21 protein-coding genes are annotated in these 26,127 nt (G+C 30.7%); 14 read left to right on the top strand and 7 right to left on the bottom strand.

Translation table 11 applies throughout. The features are described 5' to 3' along the window. Positions 1–18 precede the first annotated feature (18 nt). The 3 genes from LPB03_RS01740 (at position 19) to LPB03_RS01730 (ending at position 3,425) form a co-directional block, all read left to right on the top strand. Complete coding sequence (locus LPB03_RS01740; protein ID WP_065318193.1) at positions 19–1,470, top strand: LptF/LptG family permease; 1,452 nt, start codon at positions 19–21, stop codon at positions 1,468–1,470. Continuing rightward, positions 1,467–2,612 carry a 3,4-dihydroxy-2-butanone-4-phosphate synthase gene (gene ribB, locus LPB03_RS01735; protein ID WP_065318194.1) on the top strand — a complete coding sequence of 382 codons (1,146 nt, stop codon included), beginning with the start codon at positions 1,467–1,469 and terminating at the stop codon, positions 2,610–2,612. The genes LPB03_RS01740 and ribB overlap by 4 nt, the downstream gene beginning before the upstream one ends. Positions 2,613–2,690: 78 nt before the next feature. After that, positions 2,691–3,425 (top strand): SDR family oxidoreductase, encoded by a 735-nt coding sequence (locus tag LPB03_RS01730; RefSeq protein WP_065318195.1) that lies wholly within the window; start codon positions 2,691–2,693, stop codon positions 3,423–3,425. 2 nt (positions 3,426–3,427) lie between these two features. Here the strand turns inward: LPB03_RS01730 and pepE are convergent, their stop codons facing one another. After that, positions 3,428–4,123, bottom strand: coding sequence for a dipeptidase PepE (gene pepE, locus LPB03_RS01725; RefSeq protein WP_065318196.1), 696 nt, complete (start codon positions 4,121–4,123; stop codon positions 3,428–3,430). Between the two features lie 106 nt (positions 4,124–4,229). On the opposite strand from pepE, the gene LPB03_RS01720 reads away from it, so the two are divergent. The 7 genes from LPB03_RS01720 to LPB03_RS01690 all read left to right on the top strand — a co-directional run bounded on the left by LPB03_RS01720 (position 4,230) and on the right by LPB03_RS01690 (position 12,397). Beyond that, positions 4,230–4,775, top strand: a complete 546-nt coding sequence (locus LPB03_RS01720; RefSeq protein WP_170324183.1) for a lipocalin family protein — start codon at positions 4,230–4,232, stop codon at positions 4,773–4,775. A 117-nt stretch (positions 4,776–4,892) separates the two neighbouring features. Then, positions 4,893–5,669 (top strand): BamP family beta-assembly machinery protein, encoded by a 777-nt coding sequence (locus LPB03_RS01715; RefSeq protein ID WP_065318198.1) that lies wholly within the window; start codon positions 4,893–4,895, stop codon positions 5,667–5,669. A 79-nt stretch (positions 5,670–5,748) separates the two neighbouring features. Continuing rightward, the gene (locus LPB03_RS01710; RefSeq protein WP_065318199.1) at positions 5,749–6,555 is read left to right on the top strand and encodes a peptidase associated/transthyretin-like domain-containing protein; all 807 of its coding nucleotides are present in this window, start codon (positions 5,749–5,751) and stop codon (positions 6,553–6,555) included. Beyond that, complete coding sequence (locus LPB03_RS01705) at positions 6,552–7,313, top strand: hypothetical protein (protein WP_065318200.1); 762 nt, start codon at positions 6,552–6,554, stop codon at positions 7,311–7,313. Before LPB03_RS01710 ends, LPB03_RS01705 begins: the two co-directional genes overlap by 4 nt. 30 nt (positions 7,314–7,343) lie before the next feature. After that, on the top strand, positions 7,344–7,841 hold the full coding sequence (locus LPB03_RS01700) for a DUF6702 family protein (RefSeq protein WP_065318201.1): 498 nt from the start codon (positions 7,344–7,346) through the stop codon (positions 7,839–7,841). Positions 7,842–7,870: 29 nt separating this feature from the next. Further along, on the top strand, positions 7,871–9,982 hold the full coding sequence (locus tag LPB03_RS01695; protein WP_065318202.1) for a M1 family metallopeptidase: 2,112 nt from the start codon (positions 7,871–7,873) through the stop codon (positions 9,980–9,982). A 213-nt stretch (positions 9,983–10,195) separates the two neighbouring features. Further along, entirely contained in the window at positions 10,196–12,397 is a 2,202-nt protein-coding gene (locus LPB03_RS01690; RefSeq protein WP_065318203.1) for a M1 family metallopeptidase, read from the top strand. Positions 12,398–12,880: 483 nt separating this feature from the next. On the opposite strand, the gene LPB03_RS01685 is transcribed toward LPB03_RS01690, so the two are convergent. Then, positions 12,881–13,762: a hypothetical protein gene (locus tag LPB03_RS01685; RefSeq protein ID WP_065318204.1), complete on the bottom strand. Its 882-nt coding sequence runs from the start codon at positions 13,760–13,762 to the stop codon at positions 12,881–12,883. Positions 13,763–13,799: 37 nt separating this feature from the next. Next, positions 13,800–15,275: an IMP dehydrogenase gene (gene guaB / locus LPB03_RS01680; RefSeq protein WP_065318205.1), complete on the bottom strand. Its 1,476-nt coding sequence runs from the start codon at positions 15,273–15,275 to the stop codon at positions 13,800–13,802. A 248-nt stretch (positions 15,276–15,523) separates the two neighbouring features. Between guaB and LPB03_RS01675 the strand changes: the two genes are divergently transcribed. After that, the gene (locus tag LPB03_RS01675; protein ID WP_065318206.1) at positions 15,524–17,755 is read left to right on the top strand and encodes a TonB-dependent receptor family protein; all 2,232 of its coding nucleotides are present in this window, start codon (positions 15,524–15,526) and stop codon (positions 17,753–17,755) included. Positions 17,756–18,013: 258 nt separating this feature from the next. Here the strand turns inward: LPB03_RS01675 and LPB03_RS01670 are convergent, their stop codons facing one another. Next, positions 18,014–19,279 (bottom strand): T9SS type A sorting domain-containing protein, encoded by a 1,266-nt coding sequence (locus tag LPB03_RS01670; protein WP_083186974.1) that lies wholly within the window; start codon positions 19,277–19,279, stop codon positions 18,014–18,016. A 318-nt stretch (positions 19,280–19,597) separates the two neighbouring features. Here LPB03_RS01670 and LPB03_RS01665 point away from each other — a divergent pair, with 318 nt between their 5' ends. The 3 genes from LPB03_RS01665 (at position 19,598) to LPB03_RS01655 (ending at position 21,407) form a co-directional block, all read left to right on the top strand. After that, the gene (locus tag LPB03_RS01665; RefSeq protein ID WP_065318208.1) at positions 19,598–20,191 is read left to right on the top strand and encodes a Crp/Fnr family transcriptional regulator; all 594 of its coding nucleotides are present in this window, start codon (positions 19,598–19,600) and stop codon (positions 20,189–20,191) included. Positions 20,192–20,276: 85 nt separating this feature from the next. Next, positions 20,277–20,786, top strand: a complete 510-nt coding sequence (locus LPB03_RS01660; protein ID WP_065318209.1) for a YceI family protein — start codon at positions 20,277–20,279, stop codon at positions 20,784–20,786. 222 nt (positions 20,787–21,008) lie between these two features. Next, complete coding sequence (locus tag LPB03_RS01655; protein WP_065318210.1) at positions 21,009–21,407, top strand: GlcG/HbpS family heme-binding protein; 399 nt, start codon at positions 21,009–21,011, stop codon at positions 21,405–21,407. A gap of 136 nt (positions 21,408–21,543) precedes the next feature. On the opposite strand, the gene capB is transcribed toward LPB03_RS01655, so the two are convergent. From capB to LPB03_RS01640, 3 genes are all read right to left on the bottom strand, one after another. Then, entirely contained in the window at positions 21,544–22,791 is a 1,248-nt protein-coding gene (capB, locus tag LPB03_RS01650; RefSeq protein WP_065318211.1) for a cysteate-C-fatty acyltransferase, read from the bottom strand. A gap of 87 nt (positions 22,792–22,878) precedes the next feature. Beyond that, on the bottom strand, positions 22,879–23,877 hold the full coding sequence (capA, locus tag LPB03_RS01645; RefSeq protein WP_065318212.1) for a cysteate synthase: 999 nt from the start codon (positions 23,875–23,877) through the stop codon (positions 22,879–22,881). 126 nt (positions 23,878–24,003) lie between these two features. Then, positions 24,004–26,118 carry a S9 family peptidase gene (locus tag LPB03_RS01640; protein WP_065318213.1) on the bottom strand — a complete coding sequence of 705 codons (2,115 nt, stop codon included), beginning with the start codon at positions 26,116–26,118 and terminating at the stop codon, positions 24,004–24,006. Positions 26,119–26,127 lie beyond the last annotated feature (9 nt).

Raw genomic sequence — 26,127 nt, 5'->3', positions numbered from 1 at the left:
GTGCTACTTTTGTTTTTTATGAAAATTTTAGATAAATACATTTTAAAAAGCTTTCTAGTTCCTTTTGTAGCTACATTCCTTATTGTATTATTTGTATTAGTAATGCAAACTTTATGGCAAGCTTTCGAGAATATTGCTGGTAAAGGAATTAGTATTATTTTTATACTAAAGTTTTTATATTATACTACTTTAATGATTATTCCACAAGCATTACCTATTGGTGTGCTTTTGTCATCAATTATGGCATTGGGTAATTTAGGGGAGAATTATGAGTTTGCAGCAGCAAAATCCGCAGGAATTTCACTACAAAGATTAGTAAGACCAATTGCATTTTTAGCAATTGCTTTAAGTGGTATTAATTTTCTTTTTCTTAATAATATCTTTCCCTATGCCAATTTAAAACAACGAAATTTATATCTGAACATTAAAAAGAAAAAACCTGCTATGGCTTTAGTTCCTGGTAGTTTTAATGCAGATATTCCTGGATTTCAAATTAAATTTGATGAAAAATATGGCGAAGATGAAAATCTTTTAAAAAATGTTTTAATTTATGATTTAAAAGGAAATAGAGGAAATCAAAAAGTTATTACTGCAGAAAGAGGAAAAATAGTTACAGAAGAAGGCAGCAGATATATGACCTTTATTTTATATGATGGTAATTATTATGAAGAACACGTAAAATCTGCAAGAACTGTTGCAAAAAAGCAAAAAATGGCAGCCTCAAATGCCACTTTTAAAGAATACGAATTTAATATTGATATTGGTGATGCTTTAGACCAAGGAGCTTTAGATACTATTGTTTCTTCAACAAGTGCAATGATGTTAACTTTAAAACAAATTAAAGATACCATCCCAAAATTAAAGAGAAATTACGACGAAACTTTAGAGCTTCGTGCAAAAAATATTTATACAAGTACACAAGCAAAAGAGTTATATAAATATCCAGACTCTTTAAAAAAAGACAATTTAGAACCTATTATTATTGATAATTTTGAACTGCAAGAAAAAATTACGATTCTAAATGCAGCTGTTACAAAAGCAGGTAGACTTAGTAGTACGTTAAAGAATAACACAGATCAGATTAAATTTTTTAGAAAAGTATTAAATTTTTACGATACAGAATATTACAACAGAATGGCTTTTTCGCTTTCTTGTATTATTTTATTTTTTATTGGTGCTCCTTTAGGATCTATTATTAGAAAAGGTGGTTTTGGCTTGCCCATGATTTTAGCAATTGCTGTATATGTAATTTACTTTTTTGCCAATACATTTGGTAAAAATTTGGCAGAAGAAAGTTCTATATCTTCATTTTTAGGTTCTTGGATTTCTGCAATCATTATGGTTCCTGTTGCTATTTTATTAACAAGAAGAGCCACAAAAGATAAAGGAATATTTAATATAGATTCCTTTTTACAACCTATTACAAAATTTTTCAAAAAAATATTCTCCAAAAAAACGGAAAAAATATGACAACGCAAATACTTCATAAAAGTACACAATTAAATACCATAGAAGATGCTATTAACGACATTAGAAATGGGAAGGTTATTATTGTGGTTGATGATGAAAATCGTGAAAATGAAGGTGATTTTTTAGCAGCAGCAGAAAAAACAACGCCAGAAATGATCAATTTTATGGCAACTCATGGTCGTGGATTAATTTGTACACCTTTAACTGAAAAACGTTGTAAAGAGTTAGAGTTGGGAATGATGGTAAACAACAACACAGATCCAATGGAAACTGCTTTTACAGTTTCTGTAGATTTACGTGGTAAAGGGGTTTCTACAGGAATTTCTGCATCAGACAGAGCTTTAACTGTTCAAGCTTTAATAAATAAAGACATAAAGCCATTTGATTTGGCAAGACCAGGACATATTTTTCCTTTAAAAGCTAAAGAAGGTGGTGTTTTAAGAAGAACAGGACATACAGAAGCTGCCATAGATTTTGCAAGATTAGCGGGTTTACAACCTGCAGGAGTTATTGTAGAAATCATGAACGAAGATGGAACTATGGCTCGTTTACCACAACTTTTAAAAGTGGCTAAAAAGTTCGATATTAAAATTGTTTCTATTGAGGATTTAGTTGCTTATAGAATGGAACACGATTCTTTAATCGATAAAAAAGAAGATTTCGAAATTGACACACGTTTTGGAAAATTCAGATTAAGAGCCTATCAACAAACCACAAACGATCAAGTTCATATTGCATTAACCAAAGGTACTTGGGCAAATGAAGAAGGCGTTTTAACAAGAATAAACTCAACATTAGTTAATAATGATATTTTAGGAACCTTAACCAACAATCCTGATAAAAAATTAGACAAAATGTTTAAGGTTGTAAATGACGAAGGAAAAGGTGCCATTCTGTTTATCAATCAAAAAAATGAGTCTAAAAACTTATTAAGTAGATTAAATATTTTAAAAGAAAATCAGAAAAAAGGGGAAACAAAAGCGCCTGCAATTGGTATGGATCATAGAGATTTTGGAATTGGAGCGCAAATTCTACATGATTTGAATATCAGCAAATTAAAATTAGTAACCAATACACAACAAACAAAAAGAGTTGGAATGATTGGTTATGGATTGGAAATTGTGGATTATGTTAATTATTAAATCATTAACAAATTTAACTTTATAAAATAACGCTAAATTCTTACCTTTTTACTTTAAAGATACTAAAACATATAATTTATGAAAGTAAAAGATAAAGTTGTAATTGTAACTGGAGCATCAAAAGGAATAGGCAAAGAAATTGCAATGCTATTAGCTAAAAATGGTGCTAAAGTTGTTGTTAATTATTCCAATAGCGAAAAAGATGCAATTGCTGTAGTAAATCATATTGAAAAAAATAGTGGTGAAGCTTTTGCTTTTAAAGCTGATGTTTGCAAACATGAAGAAGTAGCTGCTCTGTTTGATAAAACCTTAGCAACTTTTGGTAAAATAGATGTTTTAGTAAATAATGCAGGTGTAATGTCTGCAAAAAAGCTAAAAGATAATACAGAAGCAGATTTTGATACGCATTTTAACGTGAATGTGAAAGGTCTTTTTAACACGCTAAAACAAGCCGAAAGTAAACTTGCAGATCATGGAAATATTATAAATATATCTTCTAGTACTGTAAAATTAATGTTGCCAACGTATGCAATTTATTCTGCAACAAAAGCTGCAGTAGAACAAATGACAAGAGTTTTTTCTAAAGAAATTGGCAGAGGAATTTCTGTAAATGCTGTAGCTCCTGGTCCAACAGAAACCAACTTATTTTTAGAAGGTAAATCTGATGAATTTATCGAAAAGTTAAAAGGAATGAATGCTTTTAATAGACTTGCAAAACCCATAGATATTGCTCAAGTAGTTTTGTTTATGGCTAGTGATGAATCTAAATGGATTTCTGGACAAGTAATTGGTGCCAATGGAGCAATGGTTTAAATTTAAACCTTTACTCCACTTTCTAGTTCAATTGGTTTTTTATTTTGTTGAAACAACCTTGCAGTTAAATCGCCTTTTAAAATAATTTCATCACCTATTACTTCTAACCAACTTCCTTCTCGTAAACCCAAAACATCAATACCATTAAAAACATGAAACTCTTTTATTCGGGTTTCTCTGGTTTCTCCTTTGTGAGTGGATCCTACAATTGGATCTAAATAATGTGCATTAATGTTAAAAGGAATACATCCTAAAGTTGTAAAACTTGGTGGATATACAATTGGCATATCATTGGTATTCATCATATTAACACCGCAAATATTGCTTCCTGCACTGGTTCCTAAATAAGGAGTTCCGTTTTCTAAAACTTTTTTTAAAGTTGATAAAATATGTTTTTTATATAATTGATTTACCAATTCGAACGTATTTCCACCTCCAGTAAAAATAGCTTCAGCTTTTAAAATAGCTTCTTTAGGATTTTCAAATTGATGAATGCCAACAACATCAATATTAATATTTGAAAAAGCATTTTTGGCTATTTTAGTGTATTCATCATAAGAAATTCCACTGGGTCTTGCATAAGGAATAAAAAGAATGGTTTTTACATCAACAAAAAAAGATTTTAATGTTGGTAATAAATATTCTAAATATCCACTTCCGTAAATTGTTGAAGTACTCGCAACTAATAGTTTTTTCATTCTGCAAAGTTAGTATTTATGAAACCATATAAAAATAGTATTTTTACAAAACATACTTGAAGTGTATTTGAAAACGAGTATGAACTTCAATAAAGATAAAAAAATTATGAAAACAAAAATTTTAATTGCAGCAATATTTATTTCAACTTTATATGCTTGTAGCGTAAACAACACTTCAGATGTTGTTGTGCCTGCTCCAGATTTAGTGGGAACTTGGAATTTAACGAGTGTTACTATGGATGATGCTGTATTAAGTGTTACAAGTCCAGTTATTACAACCTTAACAGGTGAAGGTTTTGGTAAAGATTTAAACGCAAGCATGACTTTTACCGACAATCCAAACAAAGTTGTTATAGATGGGGATTTTGTTTTTCAACTTACTTATAGAACTGCTGGTGGACAAGAATCTACAGAAGAATTACCTTTAGACAATCTTTTTTTCAATGATACTTTCGGTTTTTTATCAAGCACTTGGGCTTTGAATGATAATATTTTAACCTTAAGCGAAGGTGGAGAACAATTAAATATTAACGTAATTTCTTACATAGGCACTATAATTACGATTGAAACGGATGTAAATAAAGCAATTACTGTAAATAATGTTACGTCTACTGTAACAGGAAAAGCATTGTTGACCATAGAAAAACAATAATTTATTTTAAAAATTTTCTTAAAAGCATCATAAAATTTATGATGCTTTTTTCGTTTAACAAAAATTTACAATTCTATTAGTAGATTTTTAAGAAGTTGTTCTCTTTTCTTTGTGATTATGAGAAATCAACCACTACTCTACTTACTATTTTTTTGTGCATTTACGTATGGACAAAAAAAGAATCAATTAATTACAGGACAACTTTTTTTTGATAAAGAGCCTGTTTCTGATGTTCATATTGTGAATAAAAACACCAACAATGGAACAATTTCTAACGATTATGGTCTGTATGAAATTTATGCTTCTATTGGCGATGTTTTAGAGTTTTCTCACCTAAATTTTATGACAGAAGAAATAATTGTTACCGAAGAAATTTTAGCGCAAGCAATTTATAAAATCACTCTAAAATTAAAAACGTACGAATTAGAAGAAATAATTATTGAAAAACAAAAAGGAATTTTTTATGTAGATCCAGAAATAATGACGGGTCCATTTGTAAATGTAAATGCTAAAACTTTAAATCTACCTTATGCAAATTCTAAAAAGAAAAAAGATGACGGAATTGTAAAACTGAGTTCTGGTGCAGTTGTAAGTTTAGACAATTTAATTGGTGCTTTAAATGGAGATAATCGACGAAAAAAAATACTTAAAAAAATTAGTACTGAAGATTCAGTTTTATCAAAAATAAGGAAATATTATACTGATGATTTTTTTATTACGGATCTAAACATCAAACCAGAAAACATTAATCCTTTTTTAAATTATTGCTTTAAAAAAAATATAATTACGCATTATAATGAGAAAGACTTGTTGAAATTAACATCAATTTTAATGACAGAAAGTAAAAGTTTCCCTCAAGATAAAACAGAAATTGCGTTGATTAAAAAAAATTAAAGATTTTAACATAAGTTTAGAAGCTGTTTTACAAATTGGTACAAAAAAAAAGCGAAATTTGTTAGAACTAACTTAGGCTATGAGCAAAAAACTACTACTTTTTATATTTCTTTTTTCGATTATTAATCATTTATTTTCTCAGGAAAAAAAACAATTAATTAGAGGAAAAGTTCAAGATTCTATTGGTATTGTTAAAAATGCGAATATCATCAACCTAAAAACAAAACAAGGTACTTTTTCTAGTGAAGAGGGTTTTTATAGAATCTTTGTTTCTAAAGGCGATACCTTAAGTTTTTCTTCTGTACAGCATTTGCCTAAAAAAATAGTGGTTACAGAAAAAATTTTAGAACAAAATGGAACCGATATTTTACTAAAATCTAACATTTATGAGTTAGATGAATTCGATTTAAAAAGGCATAATTTAATGGGCAGATTAGGTGTTGATACCAAAGACGTTCCTAGAGATGTGCAAGATTCTTTATTAAGAAACGTTATGGATTTTTCGAATGTTAATTTTGCTGAAAAAGATTTTACCATAGATGAAATTGAAAAAGTAAGACCACCAATTGTAAATACAATGGCTGGTTCTATTCCTATGGCTGGTGCTGGAGCTTCTGCAAATATTCCGTTTAAAGGATCTGAAAAACTTTGGGCTTTAAGAAAAGAATTGGCGCAAAAAAAAGCGTTTCCTTATAAAATATTATCAGAATTGGGAGAAAAATTTTTCTTTGACGAATTAAAAATCCCTGTAGATAGATATTTTCACTTTCTAGAATATTGTAATCCTTTAGGGATTGAAAATTTACATAAAGAAGGCAGGCAATTAGAAGTTATTAAAATTTTAAGAGCAGAAAGCGAGCCTTATTTGAAGCTAATTAAGGAGTGAAAAAAATAATTTTTCTCTTATTATTAATTGCTTTCAATACTTATAGCCAAAAAACAAAACCAATTTACGGAATTGTTATAGATTCTTTAGGTGTTGTAAATGATGCCAATATTTACAATAAAAACTCCAATATTGGTACAAATTCTACTCAAAAAGGAGATTTCAAAATCTACTGTAAATTAGGAGATACCTTAGTTTTTAGTTCTGTTCAGCATCAAACAAAAGAATATATTGTTAATGAAGGCAGTTTTGTAAGTTTTAATTTCAAAATTTATTTAAACCTAAAAACGTACGAATTAGATGAGTTTGAACTTAAAAAACACACTCTTTTAGGGGTTTTAGCTTTGGATGTATCTCAAGTAAAAGAAGTTGAAAATGAAATTAGTGCAGTTTCCCTTGGCTTGCCAAATGCTGGCATTCCTAAATTAAAACCCATTGATAGAAAAATTTATACAGCTAGCACAAGTAATGGTATGATTCCTTTAGATTTAATTATAAATACAATTAACGGAAAAATAAAAAGGTTAAAAAAACAGAAGAAAATTATTGAAGATAATGCAGATGTAGCAAAACTTTACAGCGAATTCAAATTTAATTTAGGAGCTGATTTTAAGATTGATAAAGAAGATGAATATCGATTTTTATATTATTGTAGAAGCGATTCCTCTTTTATTACTGCACGTTCCAAAACCAAATATGAGTTTATAAACTTCTTAAAATTGAAAGCAAAGGAGTTCAATCAACTAAAAAATGATTAATTTGGCTCAATAATTGATTTTTATCTTTTCATGAAAACAAAACACACTTTACTACTACTTTTTATCATTCCACTTTTATCTTTTACTACGCATAAATATTACTTGAGTTTAACGCAACTTACTTATAAAAGCGAAGCAAAATCAATACAAATTATCATGAATGTTTTTATGGATGATATAGAGGTTGCTTTAAACAAAGACTATAATATAGATTTGCAATTAACCACAAAAAAAGAACTAAAAAATAATGATGTTTATTTTGAACGTTATTTGAAAGAAAAACTCCTTTTTAAAGTTGATGGGATAACAAAAACCTTTAATTATATTGGCAAAGAATATGAAGGAGATTTGGTTTATTTTTATCTTGAAATAGAAAACATCAACCAAGTAAAAACGATACATGTTACTAATAATATTTTAACAAAACATTTTCCTGAACAACAGAACTTGGTAAAATCGAAAGTTGGTAAAAAAAATAAAAGTGTTTTACTAACTAAAGAAGACAATACAACTACTCTAAAATTTTAATCAAACACTAACAATTAAACATAACATTTATGAAAAAACTTGCATTTTTACTTTTTTCCTTTGTTTTTGTAGCCACTTCTTATGGGCAAATCACAAAACAAGGGCACACAAATCAGAATAAATTTAGACAGTTAAAACAAGAATTACCTACACCTAATTTAGAGAGAACAGCTTCTGGTGCTCCAGGAAAGGAGTACACACAACAAAAGGTAGATTATACTATGGACATCATTTTAGATGATGAAAAAACTAGAATTACAGGTGCAGAAACAATTACGTATCATAATAATTCTAAAGATAATTTAACGTATTTGTGGGTTCAGTTAGATCAAAATATGAGAGCTAAAGACTCTAAAACTCCAGATATTTCACCAAACTCCATTCCTAATAAATTAAGCAAAAGCAGGTTTGATAAAAATTATGTAGAGGAAGCTTTTGATGGAGGTTTTAACATTATGAGCGTTACAAATATGGATGGTTCTAAACTTTCATATACCATTAACCAAACCATGATGCGTATTAATTTACCAAATCCATTAGCATCTGGAGCAACCTTTAAATTTAATATTGAATGGTGGTACAACATCAACAATCATAGAGAAGATGGAGGAAGATCTGGTTACGAACACTTTCCTGAAGATGGTAATAACAACTATGTAATTGCACAATTTTATCCAAGAATGTGTGCATATGATAATGTAGAAGGTTGGCAAAATGATCAGTTTTGGGGACGAAGTGAATTCGCTTTAGAATTTGGAGACTTTACAGTAAATATTACAGTTCCTGAAGATCACATGTTGGGAGCAACAGGAGTTTTACAAAACCCAAAAGATATTTTTTCTAAAAAAGAATTAAAAAGACGAGAAGAAGCAAGTAAGAGTTTTAACGATCCTGTTATTATTAGAACGCAAGAAGAAGCAGAAAAGATTGAAAAATCAAAAGCTACAAAAACAAAAACTTGGAAATTTGTTGCAGAAAACGTTCGTGATTATGCATTTGCAACTTCAAGAAAATTTATTTTTGATGCAATGGCTGTCAACATAAATGGTAAAACTGTAATGGCAGAATCTTTATATTCTAAAGAAGCAAACCCTTTGTATGGAGATCATTCTACAAGAGCTGTTGCACAAACTTTAAAAACATATTCTAAATACACGTTTGATTATCCTTATCATAAAGCTATTTCTGTTGATGGACAAATGGGAATGGAATATCCACAAATTTGTTTCAATCCTGGAAGACCAGATTTAGAAGATGGTGGTTATTCTGACAGAGTAAAATACAGAATGGTAAAAGTAACGATTCATGAAGTTGGGCATAATTTTTTCCCAATGATTGTAAATTCTGATGAAAGACAATGGACTTGGATGGATGAAGGTTTAAACTCATATATGGAAATGTTAGCGGAGTTAGATTATGATAAGGACTTCCCTATTGTTAGAGGGTATCCTAAAAATATTGTAAAATATATGGCAGGAGATCAATCTAAAATTGCGCCAATAATGAGTAAAGGAGATAATGTGTACGAGTTTGGAAACAATGCGTATGGAAAACCAGCGACTGCTCTTTGGATTTTAAGAGAAACCATTATGGGTAAAGAATTATTTGACCACGCTTTTAAAACCTATTCTCAAAGATGGATGTTTAAACGTCCTTCTCCAGCAGACTTTTTTAGAACCATGGAAGATGCTTCTGGAATTGATTTAGATTGGTTTTGGAGAGGTTGGTTTTACACGACTGATGTTACAGATATTGGAATTAAATCAGTAAAAAAATATAGTACTAAAGAAGTTGATGATTCAGTTGAATTTGTAGAAGATGCTTCTGAAGGTTTAGGTTTTGCTTCTAATCAAAATAAATATCATTATGAAATTACATACGAAAAACCAGGAGGATTGGTGATGCCAATTATTGTTGAGTTTACGTATAAAGATGGTTCTAAAGAGAAAAAAACATATCCTGCTCAAATTTGGAGATATACAGATGATGAAGTAACCAAAGTATTTTCATCAACAAAACAAATTGCAAGCATTATGATTGATCCAGATTTAGAAACTGCAGATGTAGATACTTCTAACAATAGTTTTCCTAGACAAGATGCTAGTAAATTTGATCAATTTAAAGAGAAAATAAAACAGTAAAAAAGTAGGCAGTATTCAGTAGGCAGTTTGCAATATACAGTAAGCAATAATTCTATTTATTTCAAACTGCTAGTTACTAAAAACTGTCGACTGAAGACTGTGGACTGAAGACTGTGGACTAAAAAAAGATAAAGGTTTGTTAAAATTTTAACAAACCTTTATCTTTTTGGTTACTTATTGTAAATTTAGCCAAAATAAATTCAAACAAAACAAATGAAAAAAATCTATTTATTAATGTTTTCTTTATTCTTTGTTACTGCAGCTACCATTGCTCAAGAACAAAAGGAAGAAAAGAAAACGCAACAAGGACACACAGATCAAAACAAATTCAGACAAATGAAGGATGTTTTGGCTACTCCAAACGATCAGCATACAGCTTCTGGTGCTCCAGGTCATCAATACACACAACAACAGGTGGATTATGTGATGGACATTCGTTTAGACGAAGCAAATAACAAAATTTATGGTGATGAAAAAATTACCTATTATAACAATTCTAAAGATGTTTTAGAGTATTTATGGGTTCAGTTAGATCAAAACATGAGAGCAGACGATTCTCAAACTCCTTTAGCAAAATCTAATGGAGCTTCTGCTTTTATTACTCCAGAAAATTTTAAAAGTACCTTTATGAAAGAAGGGAAAGGTTTTGGCTTTAACATCGAAAAAGTTGAAACTGATGGAAAGCCTTTATCACATTTAATTAACAGAACAATGATGCGTATTAATTTACCAAAAGCATTGGCTCCTGGAGATAAATTTAATTTCAGCATTAAATGGAATTATAAAATTAACGATATCAACAAAGATGGTGGACGTTCTGGTTTAGAATCTTTTGAAGATGGAAATAACAATTATACAATTGCTCAATTTTTTCCAAGATTAGCAGTCTATAATAATGTTGAAGGATGGCAAAATATGCAATTCTGGGGACGTTCTGAATTTGCTTTAGAATTTGGAGATTATGAAGTTAATTTAACTGTACCTGCAGATCATATTGTAGAAGCTACAGGTTCTTTACAAAATGAAAAAGATGTTTTAACAAAAGAACAGCGCAAGCGTTATGAAAAAGCTACAAAAACTTTCGATAATCCTGTACTAATTGTTACACAAGAAGAAGCAGAAAAAACTGAAAAAGGACGTGCAACTGGTACTAAAACTTGGAAGTTTAAAGCTGAAAAAGTAAGAGATTTTGCTTTTGCAACTTCAAGAAAATATATTTGGGATGCAATGGCTGTAAATATTAATGGGAAAACTGTAATGGCTACTTCTTTATATCCTAAAGAAGGAAATCCTTTATGGGAAGAGCATTCTACAAGAGCAGTTGCAACTACTTTAATTGAATATTCTAAATTAACATTCGATTATCCTTATCCTAAAGCTGTTTCTGTACATTCAGAAAGACAAGGAATGGAATACCCAATGATTTGTTTCAACTTTGGTCGTCCAAATCCTGATGGAACCTATTCTGACAGAACTAAAAAAGGAATGTTAGGCGTAATTATTCACGAAGTTGGGCATAACTTTTTTCCAATGATTGTAAATTCTGATGAAAGACAATGGACTTGGATGGATGAAGGTTTAAACTCTTTCGTAGAAATTTTAGCAGAAGATGTGTATGATGCAGAATTATTCGCATCAAACCCAGCAAAAGATATTACACGTTATATGGGTGGAGACCAATCTAACATCTCTCCTATTATGTCTCAAGGAGATTATGTAAAACAATTCGGACCTAATGCATATTCTAAACCAGCTGCTGGTTTGTACATGTTGCGTAAAACAATAATGGGTCCAGAATTATTTGATCATGCTTTTAGAACGTATTCTCAAAGATGGATGTTTAAACACCCAACTCCAGAAGATTTCTTTAGATCTATGGAAGATGCTTCTGCAATGGATTTAGACTGGTTCTTTAGAGGATGGTTCTATACAACAGATGTTACAGACATCGGAATTAAAGAAGTAAAACCTTTATTTTTAACAGATAAGGCAGGTGAAAGAGTTACAAAGTTAAAAGAACAATACAAGCAGTATTTTGATAATTTAGGAGATTTGGTATACATCACAGACAAAAAAGAGGATGCAAATCCAAAAGCAATGGATGCTTATGCTGATGGTAAAGAAATCCCTACGTTTATCTATTCTGTTGAATTTGAAAAGCCAGGAGGTTTGGTTATGCCATTAATTGTTGAATTAACATATGCTGATGGTACAAAATCGAAACAAACGTTCCCAGCTCAAATTTGGATGCAAGATGATGCAACTGTAAAAAGAGTATTTTCTTCTACACAAGAAATTACAAAAATTACAGTAGATCCAGATATGGAAACTGCAGATGTTGATACTTCTAACAATAGCTGGCCAAAACCAACAACTGATAAGTTTGATGAATTTAAAGAGAAAGTAAAAGAATAAGTTTTTTACAAACTCCATAAAATAAGAAGCCTCACAATTATGTATTTAATTGTGAGGTTTTTTATGTTTATAAATGATGAAATTATTTCAGTATTATAATTCAATCCTAATTGAAAATAAAAACTTCCATCCAGTTTTGTCTTTTCGACCTTTTGGGAGAAATCACATAAAGATTTTCAATCTTGTGTTAGCAAGACTACTAGGCTTCTCTTAAAATCTAAATAAACTCTTTTGTGAATAAAAAATCAAAAACTTCCATACAGTTTTGTTATTTCGCCCTTTTATGGTTTAATTGATCTTCAAATCAATTTGTTATAAATATTTCATCCCTATGAGATTTTCAGCTCCATAGGAGCAAAATATTAATAGATGAATACAATAAAAACTAAAGTAGAGCTCCATAGGAGCGAAACCTTATCATAAAAAGATATTAAAAAAATAATATTAGATTTAGTAAAAATAATTCTATAAATCAAAAATTATTTAATAAACACCAATTTCATTAATCATCTCTGAAGTAGGATTTTTTTGTTCTTTTATATCATAATAAACAAATACAATAACAATTACTGAAACTAAATACAAAATGAAATTTATAAGGTAAGAAAACCCCATTAAAACTAAATAAATAGGATCTTGAAAAGAATTTAACATTTCAGTAGGATCTTGCCCTTGTAAGATTGTAGTCATATCAGCACCTTGATAAATACTTGCAGGTAAACCAGCAAAAAATCCTATAAGACCAATTAAAATTTGTATCACCAATAAAATCCCAAATGTTTCCCACCAATGACCTTTTATGAAACCAAAAGAATCGCTAATTGAATCTAAAGCACCTTTATTTTTAAAAATGACCAAGCAAATAGATAATGATAAAACTACTGCAAAATAAATACCTGGCAGAATACAAAATAACATCCCAAAACCAACAATAATTGCCACTAAAATAAACAACCCTATGTATGACCAAAATTTGTCTTTGGTTGTTTTTTGAACCTCATCAAAATTTACAAAACCCTTATTAGCTATATAAGATTTTATGTAAGCTAAAGAAGACACTGTCATTAAAGAATACGCAACTATATATGAAAGTATATAAATTAAAAGTGGCACTAATATTTGAGAAGAATTTAATTCATCAAAAATACTGTCTTCATTAAACTGAGATAAATCAAGAATAAAATCGGTAGATATCATTGCAAAATAAATTACTGCACAAATAGCAATGATAATAGGAATAATAGATATTTTAAGAATAGTTCCTAAAAAGGGTTTCCACTCTACACTCAAAAACTTAATGGTATCAGAAATCATCGCTCCTAAATCTCGCGTTTTTTTAAAATTGATAAAATTCTGATCTTCCATTTTCGTTTTTGTTTATTAAAAATATTTTGCTTGCTTATTATCTTCTACTATAGTTTGGCGCTTCTTTTGTAATTGCTACATCATGAGGATGACTTTCGTTAATTCCACTTGCTGTAATTCTTATAAATCTCCCAGTTTCTTTTAAAGTTTCAATATCTTTTGCACCACAATATCCCATTCCTGCTCTTAAACCACCCACAAACTGGTGAATGCTTTCAAACAATTCTCCTTTATAAGGTACTCTACCAACAATTCCTTCAGGAACTAATTTTTTAATATCATCTTCTACATCTTGGAAATATCGATCTTTAGAACCATGTTTCATAGCTTCTACAGACCCCATTCCTCTATAAGATTTAAACTTTCTTCCTTCGTAAATAATGGTTTCTCCTGGAGATTCTTTGGTACCAGCTAAAAGTGATCCTAACATTACACAATCTGCACCAGCAGCAATAGCCTTAGGAATATCTCCTGTATAACGAATTCCACCATCTGCAATTACAGGAACTCCACTACCTTTAATAGCGTGTGCAACTTCTAAAACTGCCGAAAATTGAGGATACCCAACTCCTGCAACAACTCTTGTTGTACAAATAGAACCTGGTCCAATCCCTACTTTTACAGCATCTGCACCTGCAGCTACTAAATATTTTGCTGCTTCTGGAGTTGCAATATTTCCTACTACAACATCTAATTCAGGAAACTTTTCTTTCACAGCTTTCAATACTTTTACAACACCTTCTGTATGTCCATGAGCAGTATCTATAATTACAGCATCAACTCCTGCATTTACCAAAGCTTCTGCTCTATGAACAGCATCTGGAGTTACACCTAAAGCTGCTGCAACTCTTAACCTACCAAAAGAATCTTTATTGGCAATTGGTTTTTGAGTAACTTTTGTGATATCTCTAAAAGTGATTAATCCTTTTAATTTATAAGCATCATCAACAATTAAAAGTTTTTCTATTTTATAATTCTGAAGAATTTTTTCTGCATCATTTAAAGAAGTTCCAACACCTGCAGTTACCAAGTTTTCACTGGTCATCACCTCAACAATTGGTCTATTATTGTCATGCTCAAAACGCAAATCTCTATTGGTTACAATTCCTTTTAAAATTCCATGAGCATCCACAATCGGAATTCCACCAATTCCATGCTCTTTCATAAATGCTTTTGCATCTAAAACTTTGGCAGTTAAAGGCAATGTTACAGGATCTAGAATCATTCCACTCTCTGCACGTTTTACTTTTCTAACTTCTTGGGCTTGTTGCTCAATGGTCATGTTTTTATGTAAAACTCCAATACCACCTTCTCTTGCAATGGCAATTGCCAAAGCAGATTCTGTAACAGTATCCATAGCTGCAGAAGCAATAGGAACGTTAATGGTAATATTTCTAGTAAATTTTGTTTGTATACTTACTTCTCTTGGAAGTACTTGAGAAAAAGCTGGAACTAAAAGAACATCATCATATGTTAGTCCTTCTCCTAAAATTTTGTTTTCGTGTGCTATCATGTTGCAATTAAGATATAATTGCGTACAAATTTACGATTTATATTGATTGTAAACTAATTTAATATGAATGGTTTATAAACCCTAAATTATTTATTAAATTTTTAATAAATCATATACTATAATTATGTTTTGAAAATCAATTTATTATAGATCAATATTTATTTATTCTAAATAAACTTTGTAAATGTATGATGGGGTTGTATCTTTGCGCCTGTTTTAAAAACCTATTTATACTTAATCTAAATAAAATGAAGAAAGGTCTTCTTGTATTATCAGCCTTATGTACGCTTGCAATAAGTGCTCAAGAAAAAAAGAAAAAGGATGTTACGTTAGATTCAATCCAAAAATTGGACGAAGTAATTATTTCTACAACTGCTATTTTTGGCAATAAATATGTAGCAAAAAACAGAACAGGTTCTGCATATTATTTATCGCCAAAAGAATTGCAAAAATTTGGTTTTACAGATGTAAATAGAGCACTAAGAACAGTGCCTGGAGTTAGTATTTATGAAGAAGATGGTTTTGGTTTACGTCCAAATATTAGTTTGCGAGGAACCTCTCCAGAAAGAAGTTCTAAAATTACCTTAATGGAAGATGGCATTTTAATTGCACCAGCTCCTTACAGTGCTTCATCTGCTTACTACTTCCCTACTATTGCTAGAATGGAAGCTGTAGAAGTTTTAAAAGGAAGTAGCCAAGTACAATATGGGCCTTTTACAACTGGTGGTGCTATTAATATGATTTCTTCTCAAATTCCGACTGAATTTGGAGGACAAGTGAGAGCCAGTTATGGTAGCTTTAATTCTAGCCAATTGCATGCTAAAATTGGTGGAGGAAATGAAACTTTTGGATACATGGTTGAGTATTTAAATTATGGTTCAGATGGTTTTAAAACCTTGCCAAGTGGAAAAGACACAGGTTTTAATAAGAATGATGTTGTTGCCAAATTAGCTGTAAACTTATTCCCAAATGCGCAAGTAAAACAGTCTTTTGAATTTAAATTTCAATATTCAGATGAGGTTGGTAATGAAACCTATTTAGGGCTGACAGAAGCTGATTTTAATGAAAATCCGTTTGCAAGATATGCGTCTTCTGATGCTGATAAAATGAAGACTGACCATACACAATATGCAATTACACACAAAGCGAACTTCTCTAAAAATATACGATTAACAACTACTGCATATCAAAATAATTTTGCTAGAAACTGGTATAAATTAAATGATGTTACTTTTAATGGTGATAAACAATCTATTGCCAATATTTTAGAAAACTCAACAACTTTGCCTAACCATTTTGCAATTGTAAATGGAAGCGTAAATTCGGGTGCAGATGCTCTTGGAGTTAAAGCAAATAATAGAAAATATGAGTCACAAGGAATCCAATCTAAATTAGATTATCATTGGTATAAAGGAGATGCTTTTCATGATATTGAAGTTGGTTTTCGTTTTCATTATGATGAGGAAGATCGTTTTCAATGGGTAGATCAATATGGTATTTCTGACACTGGTGTTTTAGCCTTAACAACAGCTGGAACTCATGGAACTGATGCCAACAGAATTACAAGTGCAAATGCGTTTGCTTCTTTTATCACCTATAAATTAAAATATAATAATTGGACGTTTACACCTGGAGTTCGTTATGAAAATATCACTTTAAAAAGAGAAGATTTTGGTAAAAGTGATGTAAACAGAACTGGTGTAAATTTAGCGGAAAGAGAGAATTCAGTGAATGTTTTTATTCCTGGAATGGGTGCAAATTATCGATTTAATAACGACTTATCTATTTTTGGTGGTGTTCATAAGGGATTTTCGCCTCCTGGAAATCAAGAAGGTCAAGAACCAGAAGAAAGTATTAATTATGAGTTAGGAACGCGTTTTAATTTTGCAGGAATTTCTGGTGAATTTGTAGGGTTCTTTAACGATTATTCTAATCTTTTAGGAAGCGATTTAGCTGCGACTGGTGGAACAGGTTCTTTAGATCAGTTTAATGCTGGTGAAGTAAATGTAAACGGAATTGAATTGTTACTAAATTATAATTTCGCAAAAGCGGATGCCAAAATTGCCTTGCCTATTTCTGTTGGTTATACTTTTACAAACACTGAATTCCAAAATAGTTTTGGTAGTGATGATGCTTTATGGGGAACTGTAACTATGGGTGATGAATTACCATATATTCCAAAACATCAATTTAATGTTGTTTTTTCTGTAGAACATTCAGCTTTTGAAATTAATTTAAACGCACGTTATAATGGTGAGTTTAGAACGCTTGCAGGTTCAGGAAACATTCCAGATAATGAAAGAGTTGATGCTAATTTTGTAATTGACGCTTCTGGTAAATACTTCGTAAACAATCAATTAAGCCTTACTGCCAATATTATTAATTTGTTAGATGAAACCTATGCAGCTTCTAGAGTTCCTGCAGGTTTAAGACCTGGACATCCTTTTGGAATCTATGGTGGTTTAGAATTTAGATTCTAAAACTTATTTTTATAATAATTTAAAAACTCGAATGGTGTTTGCTATTCGAGTTTTTTTTTACTTTTCGGTGTTTTTCTATAGGTTTTTTAAACAATAAAACCGTTCTTAGCTAAGTGACCCGTCTTTATAAAAGCTACATAATTTTAAAAATCATATATAAAAATGATAAAGTAATTAGACGTTACAGTGAAACATTTAAATTAAAAATTTAAGCAGAACTTATAGTCGAAAAACACATCAAGTTAATTTTTGAACCAATTAATATTTAACTACTTTTTTCACAACTTTTTTACCATTAAAAAATGTTTGTACCAAATAAATTCCATTATCTAATGTTTCCATATTGATGTTAGTTTTATGATCTTTTACAACCCCTTTAGATATCACTTTTCCATCTATCGAAGTCAATATCCATTTTGTATTCACTGGAATGTCCAAATAGAAAGCTCCTTTTGTAGGATTTGGATAAGCATTAAAAGTAAATTCTATATTTTCATCAATTCCTAAGGTTCCCTTAAAACCAGGATTCGAACTGAACAAATCCCAATTCATTGTATATAATTTGTCATCAATATGAAAGAATAAAGGAAGTGGCGATGTGGTAAGTCTTGTAAACAATCCATTGGTATCACCTTTTTGAAAATCAGGAACTTTGGTCGATGAAAACAAATAAGGAGGAGGATCAAAAAAACCTCCAGAAGCTGGATTAACCGCGGCAAAAACATAATCTTCCACTGCATACATGGCTCCAAGCCATGCATTCTGGTGGGTATAATGTCCAGCAGAATTGGCAAGTCTCCAACTTTCTCCAGAATCATCCGAATAATAAACTTCGTTACCACCATTTGCTGGAGATTCTAAAATGAACATTCTATTTACACCATTCGTAGTAATTTTAAACCAGCCACCTCCTCTAGGTAAACCATTCAATGGTACTGGTGCCCAAGTTGCGCCATGATCTGTACTTTTCATAATATCATTCTGACCAAGTACATACCAAACATCGTTCAGAGAAGTGACATCAGAAATTGATGTGGATATTGTAGTCTGGATCCAGGCAGTTGTACCATTTTGTTTGTAGCTGGTATGCGTAGCATCATAAGCCATAAGATATCCATTACCCATATTTTTTACATTCATAGAAAGTTTACCAGTGTCTACATAGTTTTGGGGAAGACCTATTGTATCTCTCGTCCACGTTGTTCCATTGTCAAGTGTATAATGCAATTCATAATCATAGGTATTGATTTTCATATTGGCATAAATACGATCACCTCCATTATACAAAGCTACATACTGTCCTGGAGGACGAGTGATAGTCGGGGCTGTCCAAGAAGCGCCTTTATCAATTGAAAGAGCCATTAGTTGATTGTTGCCAATTACCAAGATATTATCTCCCAAATGGCTAGCAGCAATAAGATAAGAAGCTGAAATAGGAGTGGTAGCGTTCAAGTTTTGCCAATTCTGTGCTTGGATGGAGCAAATGCCAATTACACTCAATCCGAAAAGTATGATATTTTTCATAATAAATAATTTTATAAGCCAAAATTAGCAGATGATAGTAAGCGAGACAATACGTAATTTGACGTATATTTAAAAAATAAAAAATTAGTCACAACTGAATAATAGCAAAGCAAATTTTTTGTTGACCAAAAGACATTTTTAAAAGCAGAAACTTTTTAAAAGTAAACTTATGCCATATAAAATAATTGCTAGTTTTAGCCTACTTACGAAAATTTTAGCGGACTTTCTTGGACGATTTACTAAATTTACTGCTAGACAAACGCAACAAAGCTTATATTCAACTTTATAGATATTTTTCAAAAACTGTCAAAAAAATAAATGAATTATTCTAATTTCAATACATTTTTAACTTCAACTCTTGAAATTGACGAAAATGAAATTTCATCAATAGCTAAAAATTGTGTGGTAAAAACCGTTAAAAAAGATGAGCTATTACTAAGAATAGGCGAAAATTGCAAACACTCATTTTTTGTAGAAAAAGGACTTTTACGACAATATTCGATTGATGAAAAAGGTAAAGAACACATATTGTCTTTTGCGCCTGAAAGTTGGATTGTTACAGATAGAGAAAGTGTCTATTTCAGTCAACCGTCAGCTTATTTTATTCAAGCTTTGGAGAATAGCCAAGTCATTCTATTAGATGAAAACTTTTTTCTTTTGCTTTCAAAAAAATTTCCAAAATTTACTGACTTTAATAATCGATTACTGCACAATCATATTCGTCATTTAAAAAAAAGGATTAAACTATTATTAAGTGCAGTTGCAGAAGATAGATATTTAGAATTCTTAAAAATGTACCCAGATATTGTGAATAGAGTTCCACAAACTATGATTGCATCTTATTTAGGAATTACACCTGAGAGCCTGAGTCGTGTCCGTAAAGAATTGACTCGAAAAAATTTTAAAATGTAATTTCTTATCATACATCAATGCATAGATTATTTTTTAAAAGTTATTTTGTATCGAATAAATTATTAACTAATAAAACATAATAAAAATGAATTGGAAAATAGACAATACGCATTCAGAAATTACATTCAAAGTTAAACACATGATGATTTCAACAGTTACAGGTCACTTTGAAAATTTTGACGCAACTATAAATACAAATGATGAAAGTTTCGATAATGCTTCTTTTGAGTTAAATGCAAAAATAGATTCTATAAACACAAAAAATAAAGATAGAGATACACATCTGAAATCTGAAGATTTTTTCAATTCGGAGAAATTTCCAGAAATGAAATTTGTTTCTAAATCTTTTGACGGGCAACAATTAATTGGAGACTTAACTATAAAAGATGTTACTAAAACAGTAAAATTAGATGTTGATTTAAATGGTATTGCTGTTGACCCTTATGGACAAACTAAAGCAGGTTTTGAAATAAGTGGAGAAATCAATAGAAAAGAGTTTAATTTAACTTGGAATGCTGTTACAGAAGCAGGAAGTATTGTAGTTTCGGATAAAGTGAAATTGGTAATTGACGCTCAATTTATAAAACAAGCTTAAATTTACTATAAGTAAAAAATACTTACAGCATTGTAACTAAAAATAGCAGTTAAGAGCAATACAAAAAGTTTGTTTTTTTCTGCTATTTTTATTTCTATCCAAAAAGAAATAGCATTGTAATCAGCTATTTTTCATATACGGAAACGTTACCTACAAAATTAAAAATTCCAGATATCGATAGGAAACATACCTAAAATAATAACAAAATTAAAACACAAAATTATGAATATTACATTAGCACAAGCAGAAAAAGCAATTGTAGCAGCAAAAGAAAAATCTACAGCAATTGACACAAAAATGAATATTGCAGTTGTAGATGCTGGAGCAAATTTAGTTGCATTTGGTAGAATGGATGGTGCATGGTTAGGCTCACTTGACATATCAATTAAAAAAGCAAAAACAGCTCGTTTTTTTGATATGAATACAGGAATTATTGGAGAGTTATCTCAACCAGGACAACCTTTATTTAATATTGAACATTCAAATAATGGATTGATTACTTTTCCAGGTGGTGTGCCAATTAAAAATGAATCAGGAGAAATTATTGGAGGTATTGGTGTTAGTGGAAGTTCAGTTGAAAACGACCATATTGTTGCAGAAGCTGGAGCATCAGCAATTTAAAAACTTATTAAGTAATAAAAAAGAGGATAATTAGCTTTAATTATCCTCTTTTTTATTTTTAATATTATAAAAAAACAAAAAGAATTATCGAGTTGTGTTATAAAACACGATTTCTAAAATTCTTTAATTATAAAAACTACACCATTGCTGCTGCAATCTTTTTATAGGTTCCATTTTCTAATTTTTCACGAATTGCAGAAAAAGCAGTAATGGTTTCATCAATATCATCTTGTGTGTGTGTTGCTGTTGGTATCAATCTTAAGATAATTAAACCTTTTGGTATTACAGGATACACAACAATAGAACAGAAAATTCCGTGATTTTCACGTAAATCATTTACCATTGCCATTGCTTCTGGTATTTCTCCATTTAAAAATACTGGAGTAATACAAGTTTGTGTGGTTCCTAAATCGAAACCTGCATCTCTTAAACCAGATTGTAAGTTTCTTGTGTTTTCCCACAATTTTTCTTTTAATTCTGGCATAGTACGCAACATATCCAAACGCTTTAAAGCTCCTTTAACCATTGCCATTGGCAAAGATTTTGCAAAAGTTTGCGAACGCATATTGTATTGCAAAAACTGCATTACATCTTTATCTCCTGCTAAAAAAGCACCAAAACCTGCCATTGATTTTGCAAAAGTTGCAAAATAAACGTCAATTTCATCTTGAATTCCTTGCTCAAAACCAGTACCTCTTCCTCCTTCTCCAAGAGTTCCAAAACCATGAGCATCATCTACTAAAATTCTAAAGTTGTATTCTTTTTTAAAAGCGATAATTTCTTTTAAACGCCCTTGTTCTCCACGCATTCCAAAAACACCTTCAGAAATTACTAGAATTCCTCCTCCAGTTTTTTCTGCCATTTTTGCAGCACGCTTTATGTTTTTTTCAAAACTTTCCATATCATTATGACGATATACAAAACGTTTTCCTGAATGCAAGCGAACACCATCTATAATACAAGCATGTGTGTCCATATCATAGACAATAATATCATTTTTAGTAACCAAAGCGTCTATAGCAGACATAATCCCCTGATAACCAAAGTTTAGTAAATATGCTTTTTCTTTATTAACAAATTCTGCACATTCACGTTCTAATTGCTCGTGAATTGGTGTGTGTCCAGACATCATTCTAGCACCCATTGGGTATGCCATTCCATGTTCTGCTGCAGCTTCTCCATCAACCTTTAAAACTTCTGGATGGTTTGCCAATCCTAAATAATCATTGATACTCCAAGTAACTACTTTTTTACCATTAAAAGACATTCTGTTAGAAATTGGACCTTCTAACTTCGGAAAAACATAATATCCTTCTGCTTGTTTAGCCCATTTTCCTAAGGGACCTTTATCTTTTATAAATCTATCAAATAAATCTGTCGTCATTTTATGTTTTGTTTTTAAAAACGTGCAAAGTTAAGTAAAATTAAGAATTTGGACAATGTAAGTAATTTTATAGTATTATTTGTAGAACTATTCCATAAAACCTTGTTCTTTCATCCAAGAGTCGTTATAAATTTTGTTCATATAGCGTGAACCATGATCAGGAAAAATAAGGACGACAACGCTATTTTCATCAAAATAATCTTGCTCTGCATATTGCTTGGTAGCTTGCACAACTGCTCCACAAGTATATCCACAGAAAATTCCTTCTTTTTTTACAATGTTTCTTGCTGCAAAAGCGGCTTCTTTATCAGATACTTTTTCGTAGATATCAATAACGTCAAAATCGGTTGCAGTCGGAATTAAATTTTTTCCTAAACCTTCAATTTTATAAGGTGAAACTTCGTTTAAATCTAATTCGCCAGTTTCGTGATATTTTTTTAAGACAGAGCCAATAGCATCAACTCCTAAAACTTTAATGTTTGGGTTTTGTTCTTTTAAGTATTTTCCTGTTCCAGAAATAGTGCCTCCAGTACCACTTGCCACCACTAAATGCGTGATTTTGCCTTGTGTTTGTTCCCAGATTTCTGGACCTGTAGTTCTATAATGTGCTTCAATATTTAATTCGTTAAAATATTGATTGATATACACAGAATTCTTCGTTTTTCTATGAATGGTTTTGGCAACCTCATAATAAGATCTTGGGTCTGCTGCTGGTACATTTGCAGGACAAACATGTACCTCTGCTCCCATTGTTTTTAATAAATCGATTTTATCTTGAGAAGATTTGTCTGAAACTGCTAAAATACATTTATAACCTTTTACCAAACCAATCATTGCTAAACTATAGCCTGTGTTGCCAGATGTTGTTTCTACAATGGTTGCTCCTTTTTTAAGGATTCCCTTTTTTTCCGCATTTTCTACAATATGCAGTGCAATTCTATCTTTTTGAGACAACCCAGGGTTAAAGGCTTCTAATTTTGCGTAATAAGTACCTTTTAAATGTTTGGTTATTCTTTGGAGTTTTACCATTGGTGTTTCTCCAACCAATTCTAGAATAGTATTGTTAATTCCTTGATTTCTTGTCATGCTTAGTTTTCATGGAAAAACCTCACAGATTTTGGATACTGAATAGCATTCAGCATGAAAAACCTGTGAGGTTTGTTTTTCAATCGGTTGCAAAAATACACATCCTAATTGAAATACGAAATTATTTTAAATCTTACTATTTTCAATATCTACTTTATTCTCTAGAGCTAAAAAGAATGTGTAATCTTTTGCTGTTTCTTTTAAAGCTTCAAAACGCCCTGAAGCTCCTCCATGACCAGCTTCCATATTGGTATGCAACATTAACAAATTAGCATCTGTTTTTAGTTCTCTTAATTTTGCAACCCATTTTGCAGGTTCCCAATATTGTACTTGAGAATCGTGATAACCAGTAGTAACCAACATATTTGGATATTCTTTTGCCTCAACTTGATCGTAAGGCGAATACGATTTTATATAGTCATAATACGTTTTATCATTAGGATTTCCCCATTCATCATATTCTCCAGTTGTTAAAGGAATGGAATCGTCTAACATTGTAGAAATAACATCCACAAAAGGTACAGCTGCAATAATACCATTATACAACTCAGGCTTCATATTTATAATAGCACCCATTAATAAACCTCCTGCAGAACCACCCATTGCATATAAATGTTTGGCTGATGTGTAGTTATTATCAATTAAATATTTTGAGCAATCTATAAAGTCTGTAAATGTATTTTTCTTGTTCAACATTTTACCATCTTCATACCATTCACGTCCTAAATATTGACTTCCTCTAATATGCGTTAAAGCAAATACAAAACCTCTATCTAACAAACTTAAACGAGTTGTAGAAAAACTATCTGAAATTGTATGTCCATAAGAACCATACGCATATTGCATTAATGGTGTGTCTTTGTTTAGCTTTGTATCTTTATGATACACCATAGAAATGGCAACTTTTTTTCCATCTCTTGCAGTTGCCCAAACACGTTCGCTTCTATAATTTTCTTTGTTGAACTTCCCTCCTAAAACTTCTTGTTCTTTTTTTATTTCTTTGGATTTATCTGCCATATTAAAATCGATGACAGAACTTGGAGTTGTAAAAGAATTGTAAGAATACCTTATAATTTCTGTATCGAATTCATCATCTCCATACACACCAACTGAATAGGTTTCTTCACCAAAAGGTAAATAATAATCCTCGGTTTCGTCCCAACGTTTTATACGGATCCTATTCAACCCATTTGTACGTTCTTCTAAAACTAAATACTCTTTATAAATAGAAAAATCCTCTAACAAGGTTTCTTCTCTATGAGGAATAACATCTACCCAATTCTCTTTCGTTGTTTGAGAAATGGGAGTTTTCATCAACTTAAAATTGGTAGCATTGTCTTTATTCGTCATTATATAAAAATGATCTTTATAATGAGAAACATTATATTCTAAATCGGCTACTCTTTCTTGCAACATGGTAAATTTCCCTGTTGGATTATTAGCATCTAAATATTGTGCTTCGTTTGAAAGCGTGCTGTAAGAACCAATAATTATGTAGTCTTTAGATTTTGATTTGGTTACATACGTGCCAAAAGTTTCATCTTTTTCATGATACACTTCCACATCTTCAGATGTTGGTGTACCTAAAACATGTCTAAATATTTTTTCGCTTCGTAATGTTTTTGGGTCTTTTTTGGTGTAAAAAATGGTTTTATTATCATTTGCCCAAACAGAACCTCCTGTTGTATTATCGATAATATCTTTATAAATTTCGCCAGTTTCCAAGTTTTTAATTCGTAAAAAATATTGTCTTCTACTTACAGTATCTGTTGCAAAAACAATCAATTTATTATCTTCAGAAACATTTAAACCTCCTAATTGATAATAATCAAAGTCTTTTGCCATTTCATTTACATTAAACAAAATTTCCTCTTCAGCCTCTAAGGTTTCTTTTTTTCTACTATAAATTGGGTATTGACTCCCAATTTCGAAACGTGTGCTATAAAAATAACCATTGCTTTTAATAGGTACAGAAGAATCATCTTCTTTAATTCTGCTTTTCATTTCATGAAACAATTCTTCTTGAAACGTTTTTGTATACCCAGTAACATTCTCATAATATTCATTTTCGGCTTCTAGATAAGCAACTACTTTTTGAGTTTGTTCATCTTTTATAGGAGCTAATTTTTGATCATCAGACAAACGCATCCAAAAATAGTTATCTATTCTTACGTCATTGTGTTTTTTTAATTCAGTGGGTATTTTTTCGGCTACAGGATGCTTTGCATCAGTACTCTTCATCATTTTATT

It is taken from the genome of Polaribacter vadi (genome assembly GCF_001761365.1).
Classification (GTDB): Bacteria; Bacteroidota; Bacteroidia; order Flavobacteriales; family Flavobacteriaceae; genus Polaribacter; species Polaribacter vadi.
This window is presented reverse-complemented; position numbering and strand designations above follow the sequence as displayed.

Excerpts from the sequence above, each read along its gene's own strand:
- LPB03_RS01710 (WP_065318199.1), top strand. The coding sequence starts at position 5,749 with ATGAGCAAAAAACTACTACTTTTTATATTTCTTTTTTCGATTATTAAT.
- LPB03_RS01665 (WP_065318208.1), top strand. The coding sequence starts at position 19,598 with ATGAATTATTCTAATTTCAATACATTTTTAACTTCAACTCTTGAAATT.
- LPB03_RS01720 (WP_170324183.1), top strand. The coding sequence starts at position 4,230 with ATGAAAACAAAAATTTTAATTGCAGCAATATTTATTTCAACTTTATAT.
- LPB03_RS01640 (WP_065318213.1), bottom strand. The coding sequence starts at position 26,118 with ATGAAGAGTACTGATGCAAAGCATCCTGTAGCCGAAAAAATACCCACT.
- LPB03_RS01655 (WP_065318210.1), top strand. The coding sequence starts at position 21,009 with ATGAATATTACATTAGCACAAGCAGAAAAAGCAATTGTAGCAGCAAAA.
- LPB03_RS01675 (WP_065318206.1), top strand. The coding sequence starts at position 15,524 with ATGAAGAAAGGTCTTCTTGTATTATCAGCCTTATGTACGCTTGCAATA.
- LPB03_RS01695 (WP_065318202.1), top strand. The coding sequence starts at position 7,871 with ATGAAAAAACTTGCATTTTTACTTTTTTCCTTTGTTTTTGTAGCCACT.
- LPB03_RS01715 (WP_065318198.1), top strand. The coding sequence starts at position 4,893 with ATGAGAAATCAACCACTACTCTACTTACTATTTTTTTGTGCATTTACG.
- LPB03_RS01670 (WP_083186974.1), bottom strand. The coding sequence starts at position 19,279 with ATGAAAAATATCATACTTTTCGGATTGAGTGTAATTGGCATTTGCTCC.
- ribB (WP_065318194.1), top strand. The coding sequence starts at position 1,467 with ATGACAACGCAAATACTTCATAAAAGTACACAATTAAATACCATAGAA.
- LPB03_RS01740 (WP_065318193.1), top strand. The coding sequence starts at position 19 with ATGAAAATTTTAGATAAATACATTTTAAAAAGCTTTCTAGTTCCTTTT.
- capB (WP_065318211.1), bottom strand. The coding sequence starts at position 22,791 with ATGACGACAGATTTATTTGATAGATTTATAAAAGATAAAGGTCCCTTA.
- LPB03_RS01730 (WP_065318195.1), top strand. The coding sequence starts at position 2,691 with ATGAAAGTAAAAGATAAAGTTGTAATTGTAACTGGAGCATCAAAAGGA.
- LPB03_RS01685 (WP_065318204.1), bottom strand. The coding sequence starts at position 13,762 with ATGGAAGATCAGAATTTTATCAATTTTAAAAAAACGCGAGATTTAGGA.
- capA (WP_065318212.1), bottom strand. The coding sequence starts at position 23,877 with ATGACAAGAAATCAAGGAATTAACAATACTATTCTAGAATTGGTTGGA.
- LPB03_RS01660 (WP_065318209.1), top strand. The coding sequence starts at position 20,277 with ATGAATTGGAAAATAGACAATACGCATTCAGAAATTACATTCAAAGTT.
- LPB03_RS01700 (WP_065318201.1), top strand. The coding sequence starts at position 7,344 with ATGAAAACAAAACACACTTTACTACTACTTTTTATCATTCCACTTTTA.
- pepE (WP_065318196.1), bottom strand. The coding sequence starts at position 4,123 with ATGAAAAAACTATTAGTTGCGAGTACTTCAACAATTTACGGAAGTGGA.
- LPB03_RS01690 (WP_065318203.1), top strand. The coding sequence starts at position 10,196 with ATGAAAAAAATCTATTTATTAATGTTTTCTTTATTCTTTGTTACTGCA.
- guaB (WP_065318205.1), bottom strand. The coding sequence starts at position 15,275 with ATGATAGCACACGAAAACAAAATTTTAGGAGAAGGACTAACATATGAT.